Below are 20,142 nucleotides of genomic sequence, written 5' to 3'. Positions count from 1 at the left end.
AGAAGACCCGATCCATGTACATCGAACCCGACGTCTTCTACCGTTTTGATCCCACGGCGGCTCCAGTCCCGGTGATCGTGGACGTCTCGCGCAGCGGGCGCCTCTACCCCATCGATTTCCGCTCGCCCGTCCCGTTCTCGGCCCTGCACGACAACGTGTCGATGTATGTGGAGGAGATATGGAAGGATGCGCCCAAATACGGCGCCACGATGCTGCAGGCGCTGTTTCCCAACACCTACATCGACGCCAACCGGCATGAGCTCGACATCGACCCGAACCTGATCGAAGGCGAATGGCCCGTGCCGGTGCAGTTTGTCTCCAAGAGCGGGCTCGGGCTGCTCAAGACCGTGTCGCGCTACGGCGAGCCGCTGCAGGAGCGCAAGCTCACCGTCGCGGAGGTTGAGGCCAGGCTTGACCGTTATTACCGGCCCTACCACCGAGAGCTCGCTTCGGTGATGGACCGCATGCTGGCGGCGCACGGCTTTTACTACCAGCTCACCTGCCATTGCATGTCCGCGGTGGGCGCGCCGACGCACGCCGACGCCGGAAAGGAACGCATGGACTTCTGCCTGGGCAACCTGCGCGGCACCTCCAGCACGGCGGAATTCATCGAGTTCGTCGCCGAGGTCATCCGCGCCCAGGGTTTCACCTGCTCGGTCAATACGCCCTACACCGGCGGCGAGCTGAACCGCCGCTACGGCAAGCCCGACGGCACGCAGGAAAGCGTGATGGTGGAGATCAATAAGAAGCGCTTCATGGATGTCGCCTCGTTCAAGAAGAACGAAGGTTTTGACGCGATCCGGGGCGTGGCGGGCGCCGTGTTGCAGGCCGTGACGCGCCGAGCGCGCGGGCTTGCCGGGAGCGCCGCGTCCGCATAGAGATCGACGGCTTGGGCGCCGTCGGGAATTTTTTCACTGAACTGATTGAACTGACATGCAAACACTGAACTACATCGCGGGCCGCTGGCAAGCAGCCCAGGACGGCCGCCAATTCGAGGTGCGCAATCCCGCCGACGACAGCTTGATCACCCTGGCGGCCGACGGCGGCGGGGCGGACGCGCGGCTGGCCGCCGACGCCGCGGCGCAGGCGCTGCCCGCCTGGAAGGCACGTTCGCCGCGCGAGCGCTGCCTGATCCTCAAGAAGTGGCAGGCGCTGATCGAGCGCGACGTGGAGCCGCTGGCCAAACTGATTTCGCGCGAGCAGGGCAAGCCGCTGGCCGAAGCGCGCGGCGAAATCGCCTACAGCGCGGGCTATGTGGAGTGGTTCGCCGAAGAGGGTGTGCGCGCCCACGGCGAGATCATCGCCGCGCCGGTGGCGAGCAAGCGCTACCTGGTGCTGAGGGAGGCCGTTGGCGTCGTCGCCGTGGTCACGCCCTGGAATTTTCCCGCGGCGATGATCGCGCGCAAGATCGCGCCCGCGCTGGCGGCCGGCTGCACCGTGGTCGCCAAGCCAGCCGAGGACACGCCCCTCACTTCGTTGGCTCTCGTGAAGCTGGCCGAGGAAGCGGGCGTGCCCCCTGGCGTGTTGAACATCGTGCCCGCCTCGCGCGAGCGCACGCCGGAGGTGGTGGGCGAGTGGCTGCGCGATGACCGCGTGCGCAAGATCAGCTTCACAGGCAGCACGGCAGTGGGCAAGCTGTTGGCGCGCGAGTCGGCCGGCACGCTCAAGAAGCTGTCGCTAGAACTCGGCGGCAACGCACCCTTCATCGTGTTCGAGGATGCGGACCTGGACGCCGCCGTCGAGGGCCTGATGGCCGCCAAGTTCCGCAACGGTGGCCAGACCTGCGTGAGCCCCAACCGTGTGTTCGTGCACCAGGCGGTGCATGATCGCTTCGTCGACAAGCTGGCGGCCCGCGTGGGCGCGTTGCGGGTCGGCCCGGCCAGTTGGATGGAAGCCGAGATCGGCCCGATGATCAACGCACGAGCGGTGGACAAGATCGAGCGTCATGTGAACGACGCCGTGGCCAAAGGTGCGAAGGCGGTCGTGGGCGGAAGCCGCGTGCGCACAGTAGTCGCCAATGGCCCGAACTACTACGCGCCCACAGTGCTGACCGGTGCGACTCCCGACATGGAGTTGTCGTGCGAGGAGACCTTCGGCCCGGTGGTGCCCGTGTTCCGGTTTACCAGCGAAGACGAGGTGATCGCGCAGGCCAACGACACGCCTTTCGGCTTGGCCGGCTACTTCTTCTCCAACGACATCAAGCGCGTCTGGCGCGTGGCATCCGCGTTGGAGACGGGCATGGTGGGCATCAACGAAGGCGCCATCGCGGCGCAGGCCGCGCCCTTCGGCGGCGTCAAGGAATCGGGCTACGGCCGCGAAGGCTCGCACTGGGGTCTGGACGAATACCTGCACACCAAGTACCTGTGCCAAGGGAATTTGGCATGAAGGTGCTGGTCCTGGGTGCCGGCGTTATCGGCACCACCACGGCCTACTATCTGGCCCGGGCGGGCCACGAGGTGACGGTGGTCGACCGCCAGCCCGGCCCCGCGCGGGAGACGAGCTTCGCCAATGCCGGCCAGGTGTCGCCGGGCTACGCGGCGCCGTGGGCCGCGCCAGGCGTGCCGCTGAAGGCGTTGCGCTGGATGTTCCAGAAGCATGCGCCGCTGGCCATCGGCCTGGACGGCAGCATGGACCAGCTGCGCTGGATGTGGCAGATGCTGCGCAACTGCAGCCCGCGGCGCTATGCGGTGAACAAGGAGCGCATGGTGCGGCTGGCCGAATACAGCCGCGACTGCCTGGCGCAGCTGCGCGAAGACACCGGCTTGCGCTACGAAGGCCGTGAGGGCGGCACGCTGCAGGTGTTCCGCACCTCGGCGCAGCTCGACGCCGTCGGCAAAGACGTGGCCGTGTTGCGCGCCGCGGGCGTGCCCTACGAACTGCTGGGGCCTGAGGAGCTGGTTCGCGCGGAACCGGCCATCGCCACAGGGCCGCTGGTCGGCGGCCTGCGCCTGCCCGGCGACGAGACGGGTGACTGCCACCTGTTTACCACCGGTATCGGCCATCTGGCCCAGTCCATGGGCGTGCGCTTTTCCTTCGGCGAGGCCGTCGACAGCGTGGAGGTCTGTGCCGGCCGTGTGGCCGGCGTGCTGCAGGGCCGCCGCCTGCTCAAGGCCGACGCTTACGTGATGGCGCTGGGTGCGTACTCGACTTCCGCGCTGTCGGGTTTGCTGGAAATACCTGTCTATCCGGTCAAAGGCTATTCCATCACCGTGCCTGTCGCCGACGCGGGCCGCGCGCCGGTTTCGACCGTGCTGGACGAGAGCTACAAGATCGCCATCACGCGCTTTGACCGCCGCATCCGCGTGGGCGGCATGGCGGAGCTGCGCGGCTTTGACCTGCGCCTGAACCCGCGACGCCGCGAAACGCTGGAGCTGTGCTTGAACGACCTGTTCCCCGGCGCCGGCTACGCCGGGACCGGCAGCTTCTGGACCGGCCTGCGGCCCATGACCCCGGACGGCACGCCGCTGGTGGGCCGCACGCCGCTGCCCAATCTGTACCTGAACACCGGCCACGGCACGCTGGGCTGGACCATGGCCTGCGGCTCCGCGCGCGTGCTGGCCGACGTCATGAGCGGCCGCGCGCCCGAGATCCGTGCCGACGACCTTTCCGTGCAGCGCTATGCGCAGCCGAAATCACGGCAATGGACCGGCACTTGGACCGAACCTGGACTGAGTACCTGAAGCCGGCGCCGTAAAGCCGCCGCTCGCGCGGCTTGCCGAGACCGCCCGACCGGCGTGCGTGCGGCCCAGGCAAGAAACCATTGAGTCGGAAATTTATCCACTCGCGGGTGGCTTCCCGGCTCAAAATCGCAAGTATGACAACTCCCAAGCTACTGATCGAGTTCGCGGACGGCCTCATGACCGTGTCCTTGAACCGCCCCGACAAACTCAGCCTGAACGGTTTGGTTTTATAGCGTTGGGTAGTCCGTATAACCCTTGGCGCCGCCGCCATAAAAGGTGGCCTGGTCGGGCAGGTTGAGCGGCGCATTGCGGCGCAGGCGCTCCACCAGATCCGGGTTGGCGATGTAGGGCTTGCCAAAGGCGACCAGGTCGGCGCCGTTTGCCACGGCCTGCCTGGCCAGTGCCTGGTCGTAGCCGTTGTTGACCATCCAGGCACCCTGGCCGCCGGCTTCGCGGTAGGCGGTTTTTAGCGCGGCGTAGTCGAACGGCCGGTCGGCGATTTCGCGCGGCCCGCCGGTGGCGCCTTCAATGATGTGGATATAGGCCAGGTTCAGCGTGGCGAGCTGGCGCACCACGTAGTCGAACAGTGGCTGCGGATCGGCGTCGTGCACATCGTTGGCCGGTGTCACGGGTGACAGGCGAATGCCGGTGCGTCCGCCACCGATGGCGCTGGTGACGGCGCGCGTGACCTCGAGCAGCAGGCGCGCACGGTTTTCGATGCTGCCGCCGTAGTCGTCGGTGCGCTGGTTGGAGCCGCTTTTGAGGAATTGGTCGAGCAGGTAGCCGTTGGCGCCATGGACTTCCACGCCGTCAAAGCCCGCGGTTTCGACCGCGTTGCGCGCCGCAAGCTGGTAGCTATGCACGATGCCGGGCAGCTCTTCAGCCTTGAGCGCGCGCGGCTCGGAGGTGGCGACAAAGGTGGGCGCGCCGTCCTTGAGCAGCACCGTCTTGGTCTTGGCGGTGATGGCAGAGGGGGCGACCGGCTGGCCGCCATCCGGCTGCAATTCGGTGTGCGAGACGCGGCCCACATGCCAGAGCTGCACCACGATCTTGCCGCCGGCCTCGTGCACGGCGCGGGTCACCTGCTTCCAGCCGTCGAGCTGCTCGCTGCCGTAGAGGCCGGGTACATCCGCATAGCCCTGGCCCTGGTGGCTGATGGCGGTGGCCTCGGTGACGAGCAGGCCGCCGCTGGCGCGCTGGGCGTAGTACTCGGCCATCAGCGCCGTGGGAATGGCGTCGGGGGCGCGGTTGCGGGTGAGGGGGGCGAGCACGATGCGGTTGGCCAGTTCAAGGTCGCCGGCCTGGGTGGGATCGAATAAAGAGGGCATGAGAGAAGAGGGCATGAAGGTGTCCAAAGGTGTCCGAAAGTGTCCAGGTGGAAATGAAAAAAACAGGCTTCAGTGTGTGCCGATCTGAATTTGCCTGTGCAACACGGGCTGCTGGATTCGTGCTAGATCGTTCCGGCATGCGTGCGTCCAACGGCCGTTTCCGGGTCTGGCCGGGCGGCCAACCCAACAAAATCGGGCCGACAGTGTTCGCAGGGGCTGCAATTGGTGATGGGTTGGTTTAAATCAACCCGATACGTGATTGACAGGTCCATATTGCGGAGACCGGCCAACTGGACGGCAATGTCGACAAACTCCAACCAGGAGGTCTTTATGTTGAAGAAACTGGCGATGATCCTGATCTTTATTTTGGGCACTGGTGCTGTCGCGGCACAGGAAGTCACCTACCGCACACACATCGCCCCACTCTGGAAATCCAAATGTGTTGCCTGCCACGGAGCGCAATCGCCTGAGCGGGCTGATTTTCTGCTGGACGAGAAGGGGTACGCGGAGAAGTCACAAGGGCCGCGCATGGATTCATACGAGCGTTTGATTGCGTTTATCGCCTGGCCCGACACGGGGGCATTCATGCGCCGGCTGGACGATGGAAGCAGCCAGTATGCCGGAGGCAAACCCGGCAACATGTATCAGTATCTCGGATCGACGGATGAAGAGCGGGCCGCGAATCTCAAACTGCTCAAGACGTGGGTTGGCGACGGCGCATGGAATCTCAATCGCTGGAACAAGCGGGGAGATGTGCCTATGGTCAGCAAAGAGCAACTTGACAAGATCCAGTTGAAGTATTGAGCCAACCCCGTCGTGGCCAGGCCGCCATGCGCTGGCGAAAAGCGGCGAGATTGACCAGGCGCGCAATGTCAACGCCGACACGCGGAGCCCAGTTGATGACGGTAGACAGGTAAGGGGCGGTCACGCTAAAAGTTTCACCCATCAGGTACTGCTTGCTGGTCAGCCGCTCGTCCACCCGCTTCAGACGCGATAGCAGCTTGTCGGTGGCGATGGTTTTGTACTCTGCGCCACGACTGCAATTGGGCGCGCACGACGGTGCCGTTGGCCGGGCTTTCAGGCAGGCGCATGCAGCGCGATATGCGGCGACAGGAGGCAGGCGCCGGGGCGCAGTAATGTTTCCGGGTGTTCTTGTTGATCCTGGAAGGGTGGTTGGAAATGGCTCCCCGATGTCAGGGCCTGTTCACCCTAAAACGCATCTCCCGTTTTAGGGTGAGCAGGCTCTAATCGGGACGCGTGTTTTCTGCGGCGTGCGGCCTGAAACCGCCACAATAGCAGGATGGCAAAAGTTTTTAAATGGGCGGTGTATCTGGCGCTGGGGCTGGTGGCCTTGCTGGCGGCGGTGGCCTTCACGCTGCACCGCTGGGTGAGCACGGACGATTTCCGGTTGCGCGTCGAGCGTGAAGCCTCGGCGGCGCTGGGGGTGCCGGTGACGCTGGGCCGGGTGGCGGTGGATGTGTGGCCCTTGCCCGCTGTGGCGCTGAGCGGCATCGCGGTGCAGAGCAAACCGCCCCTCACGCTGGAGCGCGTGGAGGTGCGGCCCCAGTGGCAACCGCTGCTGCAGGGGCGGCTGGCGGTTTCCACGCTGCTGGTGCGGCGGGCTGTCTTGCCGCAACAGGGCATAGACGCGGTGCTGCTGGCGCTGCAGAAAAAAAAGCAGCCGGAGCCCGTCAAGCAGGGGCCCGGGCCCAAAACGCCAGAACACGACGCGCTGGAGGGCTTGCCGCGCCGCACGGTGCTGGACGAGGTGACCTGGGTCAGCGCCGCGGGCGCGCGCACCACGGTGGCGGCCGAGGCGGCGCTGGCCGATGACGGCCTGCCCGACAGCGTGTCGTTCAAGCTGCTCAAGGGGAACCTGCAGGGGCTGCATGCCACGCTGCAGCGTGAAGCGCCCAAACCCGCTGACAAGGAGGACAAGGATGGCGCTGTCGTTATCGGCGAGGATCACTGGGCTTTGCGCGTCGAGGTGGGCGGCGGCAGGATAGAGGGCCGGTTGGGCCTGCGTCGCTCGCCTGCGGGCTCCTCGGCGCGGCCCGGTGAAGCACTGGCGCTCCAGGGCCAGCTGCAGACCCGCGGGGTCGAGGTCTCCGCGCTGACCGCTCCGGCCGGCGCGCTGTCGGGGCAGCTGGAGGCTACCACCAGCCTCAATGCCCGTGCGGCCACCACCAGCGGACTGGTGGATGCGCTGCAAAGCCACACCACGTTTACCGTGCGCAACGCGGTGATCAATGGCCTGGACCTGGCCAAGGCCGTGCAAACCGTGGGCTTGAGCCGCGGCGGGCAGACGCGTCTGGACACGCTGGCCGGGCAGGTCAACACGCAGGGGCGAGCGGCGCAGCTGAGCAACCTGATCGCGAGCTCGGGCGTGCTGAGCGCCACCGGCAATGTGGCGATATCGCCGGTCAAGGCGCTGAGCGGGCGGGTCATCGTGAATGTGGCGGGCGACAGCAAGCTGGGCCAGGCCATCGGCGGCGCGGTGGGCGTTCCCCTGACGGTGGGGGGCACGCTGGACAAGCCCGAGGTGACGCTGTCGCGCTCGGCCCTGCTGGGCGCGGCCATTGGCACGGCGCTGCTGCCGGGTGTGGGTACCGGCGCCGGCGCCAATCTGGGCGATCGCGTGGGCGAGGGCCTTCGCGGCCTGTTCGGCAAATAAGAGCGGCTAACAAAACCCTCCTGGCGTCGTTGTGTCACCTTGCCGTGCTGCAGCACTGTCTGCGACGACACGCCTAGCCAGGACCGCTTCGCTGGGTTTTGTTAGCGGCTCTAAGCCTGACGGTCCTCGGAGTCCTCCGGGGCTCTCCGGGGCCGCTATTGGCAAGCCCGTAACGCTAGAAAAATCATAGCAAACTCCGCATGCACTGAGGCCTTGTCCTACAGTGCCACGCGGGCGTTGCTGATGCGTCACCGCCGCTTGCTTTTCTACCATGTAAGTATTGCTTCCGGGTAAGCCTCGCGCGTGTTCGCTGTGTTCGCCTCCTGCTTTTGATGGCTTTTTGATTTTTGATATTGGTGCTGATGTTTGTTGAGGCCTTATCCGCTCGCAGGCTTGCGGGGACGAGGCATGACAAAGGAGAACCGATGCTCAAGTACGCGATTATTTTTGCGGTGATTTCACTGATAGCCGGCGCCCTGGGTTTTGGCGGGGTGGCGGCAGGCGCCGCCGGCATTGCCAAGATACTGTTTGGCCTGTTCCTGATTCTGGCGGTCATTTTTGTGGTGCTCGCCGCGCTGGGCGTGGGTGCGGTCAAGAAGGGCATGAAGTAAATGGCGTCACTCCCTCCCATCACACCTTCGCCTTCATCGACTTCGTTGTCTTCGTCGACAGCTGCGCCCGCAAGTACCTTGATGTCCAGGGTCCGGCAGCGGCTGTTTCCGCCGCGCTCGGTGGACAGCAGCGCGGCGCCGCGTCTGGACATCGCGCACCGGCCTGCCACCCCGCCCGCGCCGGTGTCGCTGCGGGCCGGTTTTCAGGCGGGCATTGCCGAGTTCCTGCTGGTCACCCGTTTGCGTGCGCGGCGCCGCGCCGCGCCCTCAGCCGATGTGCTGGAGCGCGCTGCGCGCATTGTGTTCGTGACATGCAAAAACTGGTTTGCCACCGCGGACAGTGGTCATGGCCACGGCGCTGGTCATCACCGCACGCGGATCTGATGATTCTGCCCGTCCCGCGCCAGCCAGGCTGCAATGTCTCAATGTCCTTCCGACGGGTTTTTTTTAATTCTCAACCGGCGCCCATTCCATGCACACCACCCTGATCGATGCATTGCTCGAGTACGAAGTCAGCAGCCCGACCCATTTTCTTTTCAATATCGAGGCCGCGTTTCACGAGGGTCACCAGGTGGTGGAGGAGCGGCTGACGATCACGCCGAGCATGAAGGTCCGCAACTTTTGCGATGAGCGCAGCGGCAACCGTTTCATACGCCTGGATGCGTCCAAGGGGAGGCTGTCCATCAACTACCACGCCCAGGTGCGGCTGGTCGCCGCGCCCGTGCCCCTGTATCTTGAAGAAACGCCGGTGACCAGCGTGCCCGATGATGTCTTGCGTTACCTGATGCCCAGCCGCTACTGCGAGTCGGACTCCATGAGCCGCGCGGCGCAGCAGCTGTTTGCTCACCTGCCTTCCGGTATCGGCCGCGTGCGCGCGGTCGAGAACTGGATTCACGACTCGATCGCCTACCTGCCGGGTTGCACCTCGTCGACGACCACGGCGCGGGATGTGTTTGTGCAGCGCGCCGGTGTGTGCCGGGACTTTGCGCATCTGGGCATCACCTTGTGCCGGGCGCTCAATATTCCCGCGCGGCTGGTGGTGGGCTACGTCCATTTTGACGAGCCGCCGCAGGATTTTCACGCCGTGTTCGAGGCCTGGCTGGAGGGGCGCTGGGTGCTGTTTGATCCCAGCCATATGGCGCCCATTGACCGGCTGGTGCGCGTAGGAACGGGGCGCGACGCGAAGGACGTGGCCTTTGCCACCATTTTTGGCAATGTGCAAATGCTGCGCAAGGAGCTGATCGTGGACGAGGGCGAAGTACCGCCGGGACCAGGCAGCCCGCCGGGATCGCATCCGCCCTTGCTCTCTTTGGTCAGCACCTAACACCGCACCAGCGCTTGCCTCGCGTTGCCTCGCCCAAGCCGAGCGGGCGCTGCCTAGGTGTCAGGTGCGGTAGCTGCTGTCGAGCCGCTCCAGCTTGCGGATCAGCGAGGGCCAGGCAAAAGCGCCGCCCATGCCATCCGTCTGCACGCGCAACGCTTCCGATACGCCCTGGATGATTTGCGGAGGGACGGTGATGAGTTCGCCGCCGGCCTGGGCATCGAGCTGGATGCGGCAGGTGTTTTCAAAGATGTACATGCTCAAAAACGCATCGGCAATGGTCGTGCCCACCACCAGCAGGCCATGGTTGCGCAGCATCAGGAAATTGGCGGATCCCAGGTCGGCCTGCAGGCGCGGCCTTTCCTCGCCGCGAAAGGCGACGCCCTCGTAGTCGTGGTACGCCAGCGACGCCAGCACAAAGGTCGATTGCTGGCTGATGGGCAGCACACCGCACTTTTGCGCACTGACGGCGACGCCGGCGCGTGTGTGGGTATGCAGCACGCAGCCGGCGCCGGGCCGGGCGTCGTGTACCGCGCTGTGAATCACAAAACCGGCGGGGTTGACCGGGAAGGGCGAGTCAATGACTTTGTTGCACTGCCCGTCGACCTTGACCAGGCTGGAGGCGGTGATCTCGTCGAACATCAGGCCGTAGGGGTTGATCAGGAAGTGGTGCGCGCCGGGGCCCGCTACCTCCTCCGGCAGCTTGGCGCTGATGTGGGTGAACACCAGGTCGCTCCAACCGTACAAGGCCACCAGCCGGTAGCAGGCCGCGAGGTCGCAGCGCAACTGCCATTCCTCGGCGCTGACGGTTTTTTTCAGGGATGGGATGTTCACGGGTTTGTCTCCTGGCGGGTTGTTTTTAAAAAGGCCTGGCTTTGTACGATACGCCTGTGCGGCACGTGCAACTGTCAGAAATTGAACTTTCATCAGCGTGCCTGCTTCCCGCGCGTCGGTCACGCCGTGGTTTGGCGTGCTGCCGCTCGGTCGGGCTTCAAGTTTGCCGGAACTGCGCCAGCGTCTGCAGCAGGTTGCGCGTGGCCCCGTCAAGGGCTGCCAGCGGCCTGTGCACCACGGCGGTGTGGCGGGTCAACGCGGGCCTGAGCGGCAGCACCTGTACGCCGTTGGGAATGGCGGCAGCGCCCGCCTGCTCCAGCGGCAGCAGGGCCGCGCCATAACCGGCTGCCACCAGGCTTTTCATGGCTTCGTTGTAATTGAGCTCTATGCGCGCCCGGGGCGTGTGGCCGGCCGCGGCAAACCACTCCATGGTCAGGCGGTACATGTGCGTGGTCGAGTCGTTGAAGATCAGTGGTTTTTCCATCAGCCAGGGCGGCGTGATGCGCTTGGGCGCCTTCCAGCCCGCGGGGAGGAAGGCCATCATCGGGTCGCTGCGCCAGTGGCTCATCAGCAGTTCGCGCCGCGCCGGCTGGGGCGTGGCCACCAGCCCGACATCCAGCGTGCCCTGGCCCAGGCGCTCCATGGCTTCACTGGAGCCGAGGATGCTGACCTCGACGTCGATCTCGGGGTGCGCGCGCGCCATGAGCTCCAGCACCCGCGGCAGCAAATGCACCAGGATGCCGGTGGAGGTGCCCAGCCGCACGCGGCCGACCCGCCCCTCGACATGGCGCTTGACGGCATCGGTAGCGTCATCGGCGTCACGCAGCAGGCGCCGCGCCCGCTCGACCAGCACGGCACCGGCCGCCGTGAGCACCACGCTGCGGCCCCCGCGCACCACTAGCTGCGTGCCCAGCCGGGCCTCCAGCTCGCTGATGTGCAGGCTGACCGTGGGCTGCGCCAGATGCAGCGCCCGTGCCGCGGCGGAGAAGGTGCCCAGGTCGGCGATGGAAACGAGGGTGCGCAGCTGGTCCAGATTGAGTTCACGCATCATTAATCCTGATAGGTTGCATCAGAAAATTCAACTTCCACAATAGCACGACAAGCCGCACCATTGGGCACTTCCCGATCACAGGAGTTGCCACCATGTTGTTAAAGCCGGGTTTTGTTTTGTTGAATCAGGCGCTGACCCGCCTGCGCCTTCACGCGCGCTTCTGGCGTCAGCGCGATGACCGCAGGCAGGCGGCCGAGCTGCAGGGCATGAGCGCGCGGGAGCTCAATGATTTGGGGATAGGGCGGGGGGAGATACCGTATCTGCTGCTGAGCCGGGGGCCGGACTGCGGGGAGGGGGTGAGAAGATGAGGGGGAGGTGCAAGCTTACTGCGGAGCGGTCAGGGTTTCCAGTCGCGCAAGGTACAGCAGGGCCTGCGTGCGCCCGGTGCCGCACATCTCTGCCGAGGGGGCCAGCTGCCCGCAGACCGCCGGCCGACCGGGTTGGCCGAAGATGCGGCAAGCATTGGCGTCGTCAAGCTGCACGCAACGCACGCCGGCCGGCTTGCCTTCGGGCATGCCGGGAATGGGCGAGCTGATGGATGGGGCAATGCAGCAGGCACCGCAGCCGGGTCGGCAATTCATCATGGAGGGGCTATGGGCCGGAATTACCTGGCGGGGCCATGCCTGCGTCTTATCCTGCCAGGCGGCTGCTGGCAAACAGCACCTGGTCAATCACCGCCTGCACCTTCTGGCGGTGCGCGTCATTGACCAGCTTGCCTTGTGCGTCGAAGGCGTCGCCCGCGCGGCCCAGCGCGAAATTGAACGGGGCAACCCAGCACTGCACATTGAGCAACAGCGGAGCGAGGTGGCTTTGCGAGCGCAGGCCGCCCAGCGCACCGGGCGAGGCACTCAGAATGCCGACGACCTTGCCGCGTGAAAACTTGAATTCGTCAGTCCAGGCCGGGTCGGACTTGACCGGGCTGGAGGCCCAGTCGATGGTGTTCTTGAGCAGGGCGGAATAGCTCGCGTTGTATTCGGGCGAGCAGATGATCCAGGCCGGATGCTCGTACATGATTTGCTTGAGCTTCATCACGTTGGGCGGCGTGCCTTTGGCTTCGAGGTCGGCGTTGTACATCGGAATGTCAAAGTCGGCCAGTTCGATGTGGGTGACTTCGGCGCCACTCGCCCGTGCCATGTCGGCGGTGACGTGGGCCAGTTTGCGGTTGAAGGAGTTTTGGCGGGTGCTGCCGGCAAAGATGAGGAGTTTCATGCCCGCTATTGTGGCTGCTTGTGGCCTCCTGGCAGTGCGGTGGGGCGATTTTCGTGCCGGCCAGTCCCTTGCCTGCGGGGCCTTTGTGGCGCTTGTGCCAATGAATATGGGCAGACACGCACAGATAGGGGGTTATTTGCTATTGAATTCATAGCAAATGCCACTGCTGCAGCGCGCCGGCAGGAATGGCTCAAATGGCATTACGCAGCGCAGAACAAGGGCCTGCCTGATAAAATTCACCATTCGCCCGGTGGGGCGGGAACAGGTCTGGGCGCAAGCAGCGCGGCCTGATGTGCCGCTGGCTGTGCCAGCCGCGGCCGGCGTGGCCCTCTGGTCATCGTCAACTTCGGGGCAGCTCCATGGCGTACAGGCATCTGGCCTGAAGGCCGCTTTATTGAAGGAGGCGTGATGCAATCGCCTTATATCTATCCGCAAGAATTTGATGTGATCGTGGTCGGTGGCGGCCACGCAGGCACGGAAGCCGCGCTGGCTTCCGCCCGCATGGGCTGCAAAACCTTGCTGCTCTCGCACAACATCGAGACACTCGGCCAGATGAGCTGCAACCCCTCGATCGGAGGCATCGGCAAGGGGCACCTCGTCAAGGAAGTCGACGCCATGGGTGGCGCGATGGCGCTGGCCACGGACGAAGGCGGTATTCAGTTCCGCATCCTGAACAGTTCCAAGGGCCCGGCCGTGCGCGCCACCCGGGCGCAAGCTGACCGGATTCTGTACAAGGCGGCCATTCGCCGCAAACTCGAAAACCAGCCCAACCTGTGGCTGTTCCAGCAGGCGGTGGATGACCTGATGGTCGAGGGCGACCGGGTGGTGGGCGCGGTCACGCAGGTCGGCATCCGGTTCCGTTCGCGCACCGTGGTGTTGACGGCCGGGACTTTTCTGGACGGCAAGATCCATGTCGGGCTCAACAATTACGCGGCGGGCCGGGCGGGCGATCCGCCAGCCGTGTCACTGTCGGCGCGGCTGAAGGAACTCAAGCTGCCGCAGGGCCGCCTCAAAACCGGCACGCCGCCGCGCATCGACGGCCGGACGATTGACTTCAGCAAATGCACCGAGCAGCCGGGCGATGGCATGCCGGGCGGAACCGCCGGGCCGGTTCCGGTGTTCAGCTTCATGGGCGGCAAGATCGCTCATCCCCGGCAAATGCCTTGCTGGATCACCCATACCAATGAGCGTACCCACGAGATCATCCGCTCCGGTTTTGACCGCAGTCCGATGTTCACCGGCAAGATCGACGGCGTGGGGCCGCGTTACTGCCCGAGCGTGGAAGACAAGATCAACCGCTTTGCCGACAAGGAAAGCCACCAGATTTTCCTTGAGCCGGAAGGCCTGACCACGCACGAGATATACCCCAACGGCATCTCGACCAGCCTGCCGTTTGACATCCAGTACGAGCTGGTGCGCTCCATGGCGGGTATGGAGAACGCCCACATCCTGCGGCCGGGCTATGCGATCGAATACGACTACTTTGATCCGCGGGCGCTGAAGACTACCTTTGAAACCCGCGCAATTGGCGGGCTGTTCTTTGCTGGCCAGATCAACGGCACCACCGGCTATGAAGAGGCGGCTGCCCAAGGCATGTTTGCCGGCATCAACGCCGCGCTGCAGTGCCAGGGCAAGGAGGCGTGGCTGCCCCGGCGCGACGAGGCCTACCTCGGCGTGCTGGTCGACGACCTGATCACCAAGGGCGTGACCGAGCCCTACCGCATGTTTACCAGTCGGGCCGAGTACCGCCTGATGCTGCGCGAGGACAACGCCGACATGCGCCTGACCGAAAAAGGCCGCGAACTGGGCCTGGTAGACGACGCCCGCTGGGGCGCCTTCAACCGCAAGCGCGATGCTGTTTCACGTGAAACAGAGCGGCTTCGCTCCCTCTGGGTCAACCCGCACAATCTGCCCCTGGCCGAAGCCGAGCGGGTGTTGGGCAAGTCCATTGAGCGCGAATACAACCTGCTGGACCTGCTGCGCCGCCCCGATGTGAACTATGCCGGCCTGATGTCGCTGGAGGAGGGCAAATATGCCAACCCCGAACTTGCAGCTGAAGCGGCCGCGAGCGACGATCTGGCCAAAAGCGTGATCGAGCAGATCGAGATCACGGCCAAGTATGCGGGGTATATCGACCTGCAGAAAACCGAGGTCGAGCGCGCTGCGCACTATGAAAACCTCAAGCTGCCCACGGATCTCGATTACCTGCAGGTGTCGGCCCTGAGTTTTGAGGCACGCCAAACTCTGGCCAGGCACCGGCCCGAAACGCTGGGCATGGCCTCGCGGATTTCTGGCATCACACCGGCGACCATCTCGCTGCTGCTGGTGCATCTGAAAAAGAACCTCTGGAAAAACGCCGTTCCGGTCAAACCCGAGGCGTCATCTGCCGAGCAGGCGCAAGCCTGATGGTCGGCGCCTGGAACGACTTGCGGGCCACCTTGCTGGCCGGCTTGCGGGAATTGCAGCTGGACTTGGGCGATGACCAGGTCAGCCAGTTGCTGGACTACCTGAACCTGATCGCGAAATGGACCCAAGTCTACAACCTCACGGCGGTGCGTGATCCGGCCGAAATGATGACGCACCATCTGCTCGACAGCCTGGCGGCCATCGCGCCTTTGCGGCGCTATCTGCAAAATGCCGGGTTGGGGCAGGGCGCCCGTGTGCTGGATGTGGGCTCCGGCGCCGGTTTGCCGGGTGTGGTGATGGCCATCTGCTGCCCCACGCTTGCCGTGACCTGCGTAGACACCGTGGCCAAAAAAGCCGCCTTCATCAAGCAGGCGGCGCTCGCGCTCAAGCTGCCCAATCTTCTGGGCTTGCATGCGCGGGTTGAAACCCTTACCCAGCCGTTTGACCTGATCTGTTCCCGCGCCTTTGCTTCGCTGGCCGATTTCACCCAATGGTCTGGCGGTGCACTGGCACCCCATGGCGTGTGGATGGCCATGAAGGGGAAGCAGCCAGCGGAAGAACTGGCCGCCTTGCCGCCGACCGTTGAAGTGTTTCACGTGGAACAGTTGCAGGTGCCGGGGCTGGATGCCGAGCGCTGCATCGTCTGGATGCGGTGCCGGGACGCTGCGGCAGGGTCGGCCCAGCAGGGTTGAAGAGCGGGATTTTCTTCGTCGTGCCGTTGTGCGCGGCACGAAAGACAGGTTCATCCGCATTGGCGCCCGTGACCCCTGTCGTAAACTCAAGCCCTCTACTTCCGGAGAAATTCCATGCTGGGCTCATTCGTCGGCGTTGCCGATTACGGCGCTTTTGTTGTCGCGATCATTGTGTTTCTGCTGATTCCCGGGCCCGGCAACCTGGCGCTGATCACCTCGACCGGCAAGGGCGGCATTCGGGGTGGGCTGGGTGCCACCTTGGGCGTGATTGCCGGCGACCAGGTCTTGCTCTGGGCGGCCGTGGCTGGGGTGGCCGCCGTGATGGCCGCTTACCCGACGGCTTTTCATGCCGTGCAGTGGATGGGCGCCATTTACCTGACCTGGCTGGGCATCAAGATGCTGATCGCCAAGCCCGGCGACGCGCCCCTCCTGCAAATCAAGCCGCGTCATTATTTCCGCCAGGCCTTGCTGATCACCTTGCTCAACCCCAAGGCCATTGTTTTCTACATGGCCTTCTTCCCGTTGTTTGTCGATCCGGCGCAGCATCAGGGGCTGAAAACCTTTGGCGTGATGGCGGCGACGATTGCCGTCCTGACTTTTCTGTATGGCCTGACCTCGGTCATGTTGACCTATCACCTTGCGGAACGCATTCGCGCCAACCCGAAAATCACCGCCATCCTGAACAAGCTGGCAGGTGTTTTCCTGATCGGCTTTGGTCTCAAGCTCGCGGTCTCCAAATGAACCATAAAACCAAAAAAGATCACCCAGCACAATTTTTCGACGGGCCGCCGCGTGGGGGCTCTTCATACCAGCAGGGGCCGCGGGACTGGCTTTGCCAGACCGCAGGCGCAGCGGCCCCCTCGGGGGGCAGCGCAGTACACGCAGTGACAAGCGTGGGGGCTCACTGATGGCCAAAATATTCTGCGTTGCCAACCAAAAGGGCGGGGTGGGCAAGACCACCACCACGGTGAATCTGGCGGCGGGCTTGGCCAAGGTTGGCCAGCGTGTGCTGATGGTTGACCTGGATCCGCAGGGCAATGCCACCATGGGTTCGGGGGTGGACAAGCGCAAGCTCGAACTCACCGTCTACGATGTGCTGCTGGAGTCGGCTTCCGTGATGGAGGCACGCGTGCACAGCGAGAAATGCGGCTACGACGTGCTGGGCGCCAACCGCGAGCTGGCCGGTGCCGAGGTCGAGCTGGTGGAGGTGGAGCGCCGCGAACGGCGCCTCAAGCTGGCCCTGAACGCCGTGGAAAAGGACTACGACTTCGTGCTGATCGACTGCCCGCCGTCGCTGAGCATGCTGACCCTCAACGGCCTGTGCTGCGCGCATGGCGTGATCGTGCCCATGCAGTGCGAGTACTTTGCGCTCGAAGGCCTGACCGACCTGGTCAACACCATCAAGCAGGTGCATGCCAACCTCAACAAGGACCTGCAGATCATCGGCCTGCTGCGTGTGATGTTCGATCCGCGCATCACGCTGCAGCAGCAGGTCAGCGAGCAGCTCAAGGAACACTTTGCCGAGAAGGTGTTCAACACCGTGATCCCGCGCAATGTACGCCTGGCCGAAGCGCCCAGCTACGGCCTGCCCGGTGTGGTGTTCGACCCATCCTCCCGAGGCGCGCAGGCCTTCGTCACGTTTGCCGAGGAAATGGTGCTGCGCATCAAGGGCATGTGAGGCGGCCTCTTGATAAAAGCATCCATGTCCATCCTGCATATTTCACCTGTAGCTATCAAAAACATAGCAAGCTGAGTCAAACTGAGTCGTTGAACGCATGAACTCCCGTAATGTCCTGATCCTTCCCGGCTGGCAGAACAGTGGCCCCGAGCACTGGCAGAGCCGCTGGGAGCAGGCCCATGGCTTCACGCGCGTGGAGCAGCACGACTGGGAGCGTCCGCTGCGGGGCGACTGGATCGCTCGGCTGGAGGACGTGCTGCTGTCGTGCGACGAAGCGGCCGTGCTGGTGGCGCACAGCCTGGGCTGTATCCATGTGGCGGCATGGGCCGCGCACTCGCGCAACACGCACCGCGTGAAAGCGGCGCTGCTGGTGGCGCCGCCCGATGTCGAGCAGGACGGCGTGCGCGAGATGCTGCCGAGCTGGTCGCCGATTCCGCTGCAGACACTGCCTTTTAGAACTGTGCTGTTTGCCAGCAACGACGACCCGTTCTGCGCCCCGGAGCGCGCCCGCCGGTTTGCGGCCGCGTGGGGTGCCGGGCTGATGGATGCCGGCGCACGCGGCCACCTCAATGCCGAGAGCGGCCTGGGCGACTGGCCGCAAGCCTATACCGAGTTGCAGCGCCTGATGAGCTTGTGATGCCCGATTGCTTCACGACGCCACGGCAAGCGACTCCCTTCGATTTGTATTCAAGAAAGAAATGACAGACATGGTCACCAAAAAGCCAAAAGGCCTGGGCCGCGGACTGGAAGCCCTGCTGGGCCCCAAGGTCAGCGAATCAGGAGACGTGGACAACGCCAACAGCAGCGCCACCAGTCCCGGCCTGCCGGCAACACTGCGCCTGGCCGACATGGTGCCCGGCCAGTACCAGCCGCGCACCCGCATGGACGAGGGCGCGTTGTACGAGCTGGCCGAATCCATCAAAGCGCAGGGCATCATGCAGCCGATTCTGGTGCGACGGCTGAACAGCGGTGCGCACGACGGCAAGTACGAAATCATTGCCGGCGAGCGGCGCTTCCGTGCCGCCAAAATCGCCGGACTCGACAGCGTGCCGGTGCTGGTGCGCGACGTGCCCGACGAGTCGGCCGCGGCCATGGCCCTGATTGAAAACATCCAGCGTGAAGACCTCAATCCGCTCGAAGAGGCCCAAGGCCTGCAGCGCCTGGTGAAGGAGTTTGGGCTCACTCACGAGCTGGCGGCGCAGGCCGTGGGTCGCTCGCGCAGCGCCGCCTCCAACCTGCTGCGCCTGCTGAACCTGGCCGACCCGGTGCAGACCATGCTGATGGCCGGCGACCTGGACATGGGTCACGCCCGGGCCCTGTTGGCGCTGGACCGCGCCACGCAGATCACGGCGGCCAACCAGATCTCGGCCAAAAAGATGTCGGTGCGAGAGACGGAAAATCTGGTCAAGAAACTCAGCGCGGAATTCTCCCTGAGGCCGCAAAAGGCCGCCAAGGAAAAATCCCGCGACACCCGCCGCGTCGAAGAAGAGCTGGCCGACCTGCTGATGGCCGAGGTCGAAGTCCGCGTCAAAAAGCAGGTCAAACGCAACGGCCGGCACGAAGAGATGGGCGAGGTGGCGATCCAGTTCGCTTCGATGGACGAGCTGAATGGACTGATCGAGCGGCTGCGCGGCGATAAATAAACCGCGCCAGGGGTGGAGCCAACTTGTTGCATCGACCGGTTGAATCCGCCGCCCAAAGTGAACCGCCAACTTGCATCAACGAACAATCGCAAAGCAGCGACCGCGGACTTTCGGCACCCTCCGTCAAATGGAGGATGTTCCAACCACAAAGTTTGGTCGAGAATCGCTGCAAATGTAGAGCGAGCGACTTCTTAAAAGTTGCCGGGTTTGTCGCTATTTTTAATGGAGCAAACTATCCAAGTGAGACATGCGTAGATGCCAGTTTTTTTAGTTCAAGTTGCCACGTTATACCGCAGCACCTTGCGGTATACATTGCGTTAGACATCAAGAGATGGCCGTCCTTGCGCGATCCGTTGCTGCCCTCCGAGTTATCGGAGACGAGTTGATCCCCGAAGAGGTCACATTGCTACTTGGAAGTGCGCCAACGTATTCGCAGCGTAGGGGCGATACGATTCGTAGGAAGTCTGGCGATCGCATCGCCCAGTTTGGCACTTGGCGTTTGGAAGCGCGGGCAACGGAGCCGGAAGACGTCAATGCTCAAATCTTTGAAATCCTCAGCAAGTTGACTGGAGATTTTGCAGTTTGGCGCGGGCTGAAGGCTCGGTTTCGAGTTGATCTATTCTGCGGATGGTTTATGAATGAGAGCAACGAGGGAATTCTGCTTTCGCCCAGTAGCCTGATGGCATTGGGCGAGCGCAGCATCGACATGGACATCGATCTTTATGCGCCAAGCATTGATGTCTAACTGGTCAATCGACACGGACCCGGAGCTTGTCTCGTTTTAGTTGACACTCTTACCTAACGGAGAGAGTGGTCAATGGCAAAACGACAAGGGCCAGTAAAAATCAAGAACTACGGCGTTGAATTCAAGCTCAGAGCCGTTCAATTGAGCAACCAGCCGGGCGTGTTGGTGAAGGATGTGGCCGAGTCCTTGGACATTCATCCTTTCATGCTTTCGAAGTGGCGCAAGCAAGTGCGAGACGGCGAGTTGGCCGGAAGGGCGCCACCGATCGAG

At 63.9% G+C, this 20,142-nt stretch carries 23 protein-coding genes; 17 read left to right on the top strand and 6 right to left on the bottom strand.

Annotation, left to right across the window (positions count from 1 at the left end):
• Positions 1 to 14: 14 nt before the first annotated feature.
• Genes AC1DUR_RS19895 through AC1DUR_RS19885 form a run of 3 tightly spaced genes read left to right on the top strand, consistent with a single transcriptional unit; the run spans position 15 to position 3,680 of the window.
• Entirely contained in the window at positions 15 to 878 is an 864-nt protein-coding gene (locus AC1DUR_RS19895) for an N-formylglutamate amidohydrolase (RefSeq protein WP_477722024.1), read from the top strand.
• 55 nt (positions 879 to 933) lie between these two features.
• Positions 934 to 2,385 (top strand): NAD-dependent succinate-semialdehyde dehydrogenase, encoded by a 1,452-nt coding sequence (locus tag AC1DUR_RS19890; protein ID WP_477722023.1) that lies wholly within the window; start codon positions 934 to 936, stop codon positions 2,383 to 2,385.
• Positions 2,382 to 3,680, top strand: a complete 1,299-nt coding sequence (locus tag AC1DUR_RS19885; protein ID WP_477722022.1) for a D-amino acid dehydrogenase — start codon at positions 2,382 to 2,384, stop codon at positions 3,678 to 3,680. The genes AC1DUR_RS19890 and AC1DUR_RS19885 overlap by 4 nt, the downstream gene beginning before the upstream one ends.
• A gap of 227 nt (positions 3,681 to 3,907) precedes the next feature.
• On the opposite strand, the gene AC1DUR_RS19880 is transcribed toward AC1DUR_RS19885, so the two are convergent.
• The gene (locus AC1DUR_RS19880; RefSeq protein ID WP_477722070.1) at positions 3,908 to 5,008 is read right to left on the bottom strand and encodes an alkene reductase; all 1,101 of its coding nucleotides are present in this window, start codon (positions 5,006 to 5,008) and stop codon (positions 3,908 to 3,910) included.
• Positions 5,009 to 5,338: 330 nt separating this feature from the next.
• Here AC1DUR_RS19880 and AC1DUR_RS19875 point away from each other — a divergent pair, with 330 nt between their 5' ends.
• Entirely contained in the window at positions 5,339 to 5,812 is a 474-nt protein-coding gene (locus tag AC1DUR_RS19875; RefSeq protein ID WP_477719309.1) for a cytochrome C, read from the top strand.
• Here AC1DUR_RS19875 and AC1DUR_RS19870 read toward each other — a convergent pair.
• Complete coding sequence (locus tag AC1DUR_RS19870) at positions 5,772 to 6,089, bottom strand: glutathione binding-like protein (protein ID WP_477722069.1); 318 nt, start codon at positions 6,087 to 6,089, stop codon at positions 5,772 to 5,774. The two genes, AC1DUR_RS19875 and AC1DUR_RS19870, sit on opposite strands and share 41 nt — an antisense overlap.
• 219 nt (positions 6,090 to 6,308) lie before the next feature.
• Here AC1DUR_RS19870 and AC1DUR_RS19865 point away from each other — a divergent pair, with 219 nt between their 5' ends.
• The 4 genes from AC1DUR_RS19865 (at position 6,309) to AC1DUR_RS19850 (ending at position 9,617) form a co-directional block, all read left to right on the top strand.
• Positions 6,309 to 7,682, top strand: a complete 1,374-nt coding sequence (locus AC1DUR_RS19865) for an AsmA family protein (protein WP_477722021.1) — start codon at positions 6,309 to 6,311, stop codon at positions 7,680 to 7,682.
• Between the two features lie 425 nt (positions 7,683 to 8,107).
• The gene (locus tag AC1DUR_RS19860; protein ID WP_477719311.1) at positions 8,108 to 8,293 is read left to right on the top strand and encodes a DUF1328 family protein; all 186 of its coding nucleotides are present in this window, start codon (positions 8,108 to 8,110) and stop codon (positions 8,291 to 8,293) included.
• Between the two features lie 81 nt (positions 8,294 to 8,374).
• The gene (locus tag AC1DUR_RS19855; protein WP_477722020.1) at positions 8,375 to 8,677 is read left to right on the top strand and encodes a hypothetical protein; all 303 of its coding nucleotides are present in this window, start codon (positions 8,375 to 8,377) and stop codon (positions 8,675 to 8,677) included.
• 88 nt (positions 8,678 to 8,765) lie between these two features.
• Complete coding sequence (locus AC1DUR_RS19850) at positions 8,766 to 9,617, top strand: transglutaminase-like domain-containing protein (RefSeq protein WP_477719313.1); 852 nt, start codon at positions 8,766 to 8,768, stop codon at positions 9,615 to 9,617.
• 60 nt (positions 9,618 to 9,677) lie between these two features.
• Here AC1DUR_RS19850 and AC1DUR_RS19845 read toward each other — a convergent pair whose 3' ends face one another.
• Positions 9,678 to 10,448, bottom strand: coding sequence for a class II aldolase/adducin family protein (locus AC1DUR_RS19845; protein WP_477722019.1), 771 nt, complete (start codon positions 10,446 to 10,448; stop codon positions 9,678 to 9,680).
• 157 nt (positions 10,449 to 10,605) lie between these two features.
• Positions 10,606 to 11,496 (bottom strand): LysR family transcriptional regulator, encoded by an 891-nt coding sequence (locus AC1DUR_RS19840; RefSeq protein WP_477722018.1) that lies wholly within the window; start codon positions 11,494 to 11,496, stop codon positions 10,606 to 10,608.
• 95 nt (positions 11,497 to 11,591) lie between these two features.
• Between AC1DUR_RS19840 and AC1DUR_RS19835 the strand changes: the two genes are divergently transcribed.
• Positions 11,592 to 11,807: a DUF1127 domain-containing protein gene (locus AC1DUR_RS19835; RefSeq protein ID WP_477722017.1), complete on the top strand. Its 216-nt coding sequence runs from the start codon at positions 11,592 to 11,594 to the stop codon at positions 11,805 to 11,807.
• A 15-nt stretch (positions 11,808 to 11,822) separates the two neighbouring features.
• On the opposite strand, the gene AC1DUR_RS19830 is transcribed toward AC1DUR_RS19835, so the two are convergent.
• The gene (locus tag AC1DUR_RS19830) at positions 11,823 to 12,080 is read right to left on the bottom strand and encodes a YkgJ family cysteine cluster protein (RefSeq protein ID WP_477722068.1); all 258 of its coding nucleotides are present in this window, start codon (positions 12,078 to 12,080) and stop codon (positions 11,823 to 11,825) included.
• A gap of 49 nt (positions 12,081 to 12,129) precedes the next feature.
• Positions 12,130 to 12,708, bottom strand: coding sequence for an NADPH-dependent FMN reductase (locus AC1DUR_RS19825; protein ID WP_477722016.1), 579 nt, complete (start codon positions 12,706 to 12,708; stop codon positions 12,130 to 12,132).
• A gap of 408 nt (positions 12,709 to 13,116) precedes the next feature.
• Between AC1DUR_RS19825 and mnmG the strand changes: the two genes are divergently transcribed.
• The 8 genes from mnmG to AC1DUR_RS19785 form a co-directional block, all read left to right on the top strand.
• Positions 13,117 to 15,114, top strand: coding sequence for a tRNA uridine-5-carboxymethylaminomethyl(34) synthesis enzyme MnmG (gene mnmG / locus AC1DUR_RS19820; RefSeq protein ID WP_477722015.1), 1,998 nt, complete (start codon positions 13,117 to 13,119; stop codon positions 15,112 to 15,114).
• On the top strand, positions 15,114 to 15,806 hold the full coding sequence (gene rsmG, locus AC1DUR_RS19815; protein ID WP_477722014.1) for a 16S rRNA (guanine(527)-N(7))-methyltransferase RsmG: 693 nt from the start codon (positions 15,114 to 15,116) through the stop codon (positions 15,804 to 15,806). Before mnmG ends, rsmG begins: the two co-directional genes overlap by 1 nt.
• Positions 15,807 to 15,920: 114 nt before the next feature.
• Positions 15,921 to 16,547 carry a LysE family transporter gene (locus tag AC1DUR_RS19810; protein WP_477719320.1) on the top strand — a complete coding sequence of 209 codons (627 nt, stop codon included), beginning with the start codon at positions 15,921 to 15,923 and terminating at the stop codon, positions 16,545 to 16,547.
• Between the two features lie 166 nt (positions 16,548 to 16,713).
• The gene (locus tag AC1DUR_RS19805) at positions 16,714 to 17,484 is read left to right on the top strand and encodes a ParA family protein (RefSeq protein ID WP_477719321.1); all 771 of its coding nucleotides are present in this window, start codon (positions 16,714 to 16,716) and stop codon (positions 17,482 to 17,484) included.
• 97 nt (positions 17,485 to 17,581) lie between these two features.
• Complete coding sequence (locus tag AC1DUR_RS19800) at positions 17,582 to 18,121, top strand: RBBP9/YdeN family alpha/beta hydrolase (protein ID WP_477722013.1); 540 nt, start codon at positions 17,582 to 17,584, stop codon at positions 18,119 to 18,121.
• Between the two features lie 70 nt (positions 18,122 to 18,191).
• Entirely contained in the window at positions 18,192 to 19,127 is a 936-nt protein-coding gene (locus AC1DUR_RS19795) for a ParB/RepB/Spo0J family partition protein (protein ID WP_011481055.1), read from the top strand.
• 382 nt (positions 19,128 to 19,509) lie between these two features.
• Complete coding sequence (locus tag AC1DUR_RS19790) at positions 19,510 to 19,872, top strand: DUF4279 domain-containing protein (protein ID WP_477722012.1); 363 nt, start codon at positions 19,510 to 19,512, stop codon at positions 19,870 to 19,872.
• Between the two features lie 72 nt (positions 19,873 to 19,944).
• A partial coding sequence (locus AC1DUR_RS19785) for a transposase (protein WP_477722011.1) occupies positions 19,945 to 20,142 on the top strand: 198 nt, incomplete at its 3' end.

The organism is Polaromonas sp. P4_F4 (assembly GCF_056401355.1).
This window is presented reverse-complemented; position numbering and strand designations above follow the sequence as displayed.

Bases quoted from the DNA above. Each gene is read 5' to 3' on its own strand.
- AC1DUR_RS19895 (WP_477722024.1), top strand. From the start codon at position 15: ATGTACATCGAACCCGACGTCTTCTACCGTTTTGATCCCACGGCGGCT.
- AC1DUR_RS19890 (WP_477722023.1), top strand. From the start codon at position 934: ATGCAAACACTGAACTACATCGCGGGCCGCTGGCAAGCAGCCCAGGAC.
- AC1DUR_RS19885 (WP_477722022.1), top strand. From the start codon at position 2,382: ATGAAGGTGCTGGTCCTGGGTGCCGGCGTTATCGGCACCACCACGGCC.
- AC1DUR_RS19880 (WP_477722070.1), bottom strand. From the start codon at position 5,008: ATGCCCTCTTTATTCGATCCCACCCAGGCCGGCGACCTTGAACTGGCC.
- AC1DUR_RS19875 (WP_477719309.1), top strand. From the start codon at position 5,339: ATGTTGAAGAAACTGGCGATGATCCTGATCTTTATTTTGGGCACTGGT.
- AC1DUR_RS19865 (WP_477722021.1), top strand. From the start codon at position 6,309: ATGGCAAAAGTTTTTAAATGGGCGGTGTATCTGGCGCTGGGGCTGGTG.
- AC1DUR_RS19860 (WP_477719311.1), top strand. From the start codon at position 8,108: ATGCTCAAGTACGCGATTATTTTTGCGGTGATTTCACTGATAGCCGGC.
- AC1DUR_RS19855 (WP_477722020.1), top strand. From the start codon at position 8,375: ATGTCCAGGGTCCGGCAGCGGCTGTTTCCGCCGCGCTCGGTGGACAGC.
- AC1DUR_RS19850 (WP_477719313.1), top strand. From the start codon at position 8,766: ATGCACACCACCCTGATCGATGCATTGCTCGAGTACGAAGTCAGCAGC.
- AC1DUR_RS19840 (WP_477722018.1), bottom strand. From the start codon at position 11,496: ATGCGTGAACTCAATCTGGACCAGCTGCGCACCCTCGTTTCCATCGCC.
- AC1DUR_RS19835 (WP_477722017.1), top strand. From the start codon at position 11,592: ATGTTGTTAAAGCCGGGTTTTGTTTTGTTGAATCAGGCGCTGACCCGC.
- AC1DUR_RS19830 (WP_477722068.1), bottom strand. From the start codon at position 12,080: ATGAATTGCCGACCCGGCTGCGGTGCCTGCTGCATTGCCCCATCCATC.
- AC1DUR_RS19825 (WP_477722016.1), bottom strand. From the start codon at position 12,708: ATGAAACTCCTCATCTTTGCCGGCAGCACCCGCCAAAACTCCTTCAAC.
- mnmG (WP_477722015.1), top strand. From the start codon at position 13,117: ATGCAATCGCCTTATATCTATCCGCAAGAATTTGATGTGATCGTGGTC.
- rsmG (WP_477722014.1), top strand. From the start codon at position 15,114: ATGGTCGGCGCCTGGAACGACTTGCGGGCCACCTTGCTGGCCGGCTTG.
- AC1DUR_RS19810 (WP_477719320.1), top strand. From the start codon at position 15,921: ATGCTGGGCTCATTCGTCGGCGTTGCCGATTACGGCGCTTTTGTTGTC.
- AC1DUR_RS19805 (WP_477719321.1), top strand. From the start codon at position 16,714: ATGGCCAAAATATTCTGCGTTGCCAACCAAAAGGGCGGGGTGGGCAAG.
- AC1DUR_RS19800 (WP_477722013.1), top strand. From the start codon at position 17,582: ATGAACTCCCGTAATGTCCTGATCCTTCCCGGCTGGCAGAACAGTGGC.
- AC1DUR_RS19795 (WP_011481055.1), top strand. From the start codon at position 18,192: ATGGTCACCAAAAAGCCAAAAGGCCTGGGCCGCGGACTGGAAGCCCTG.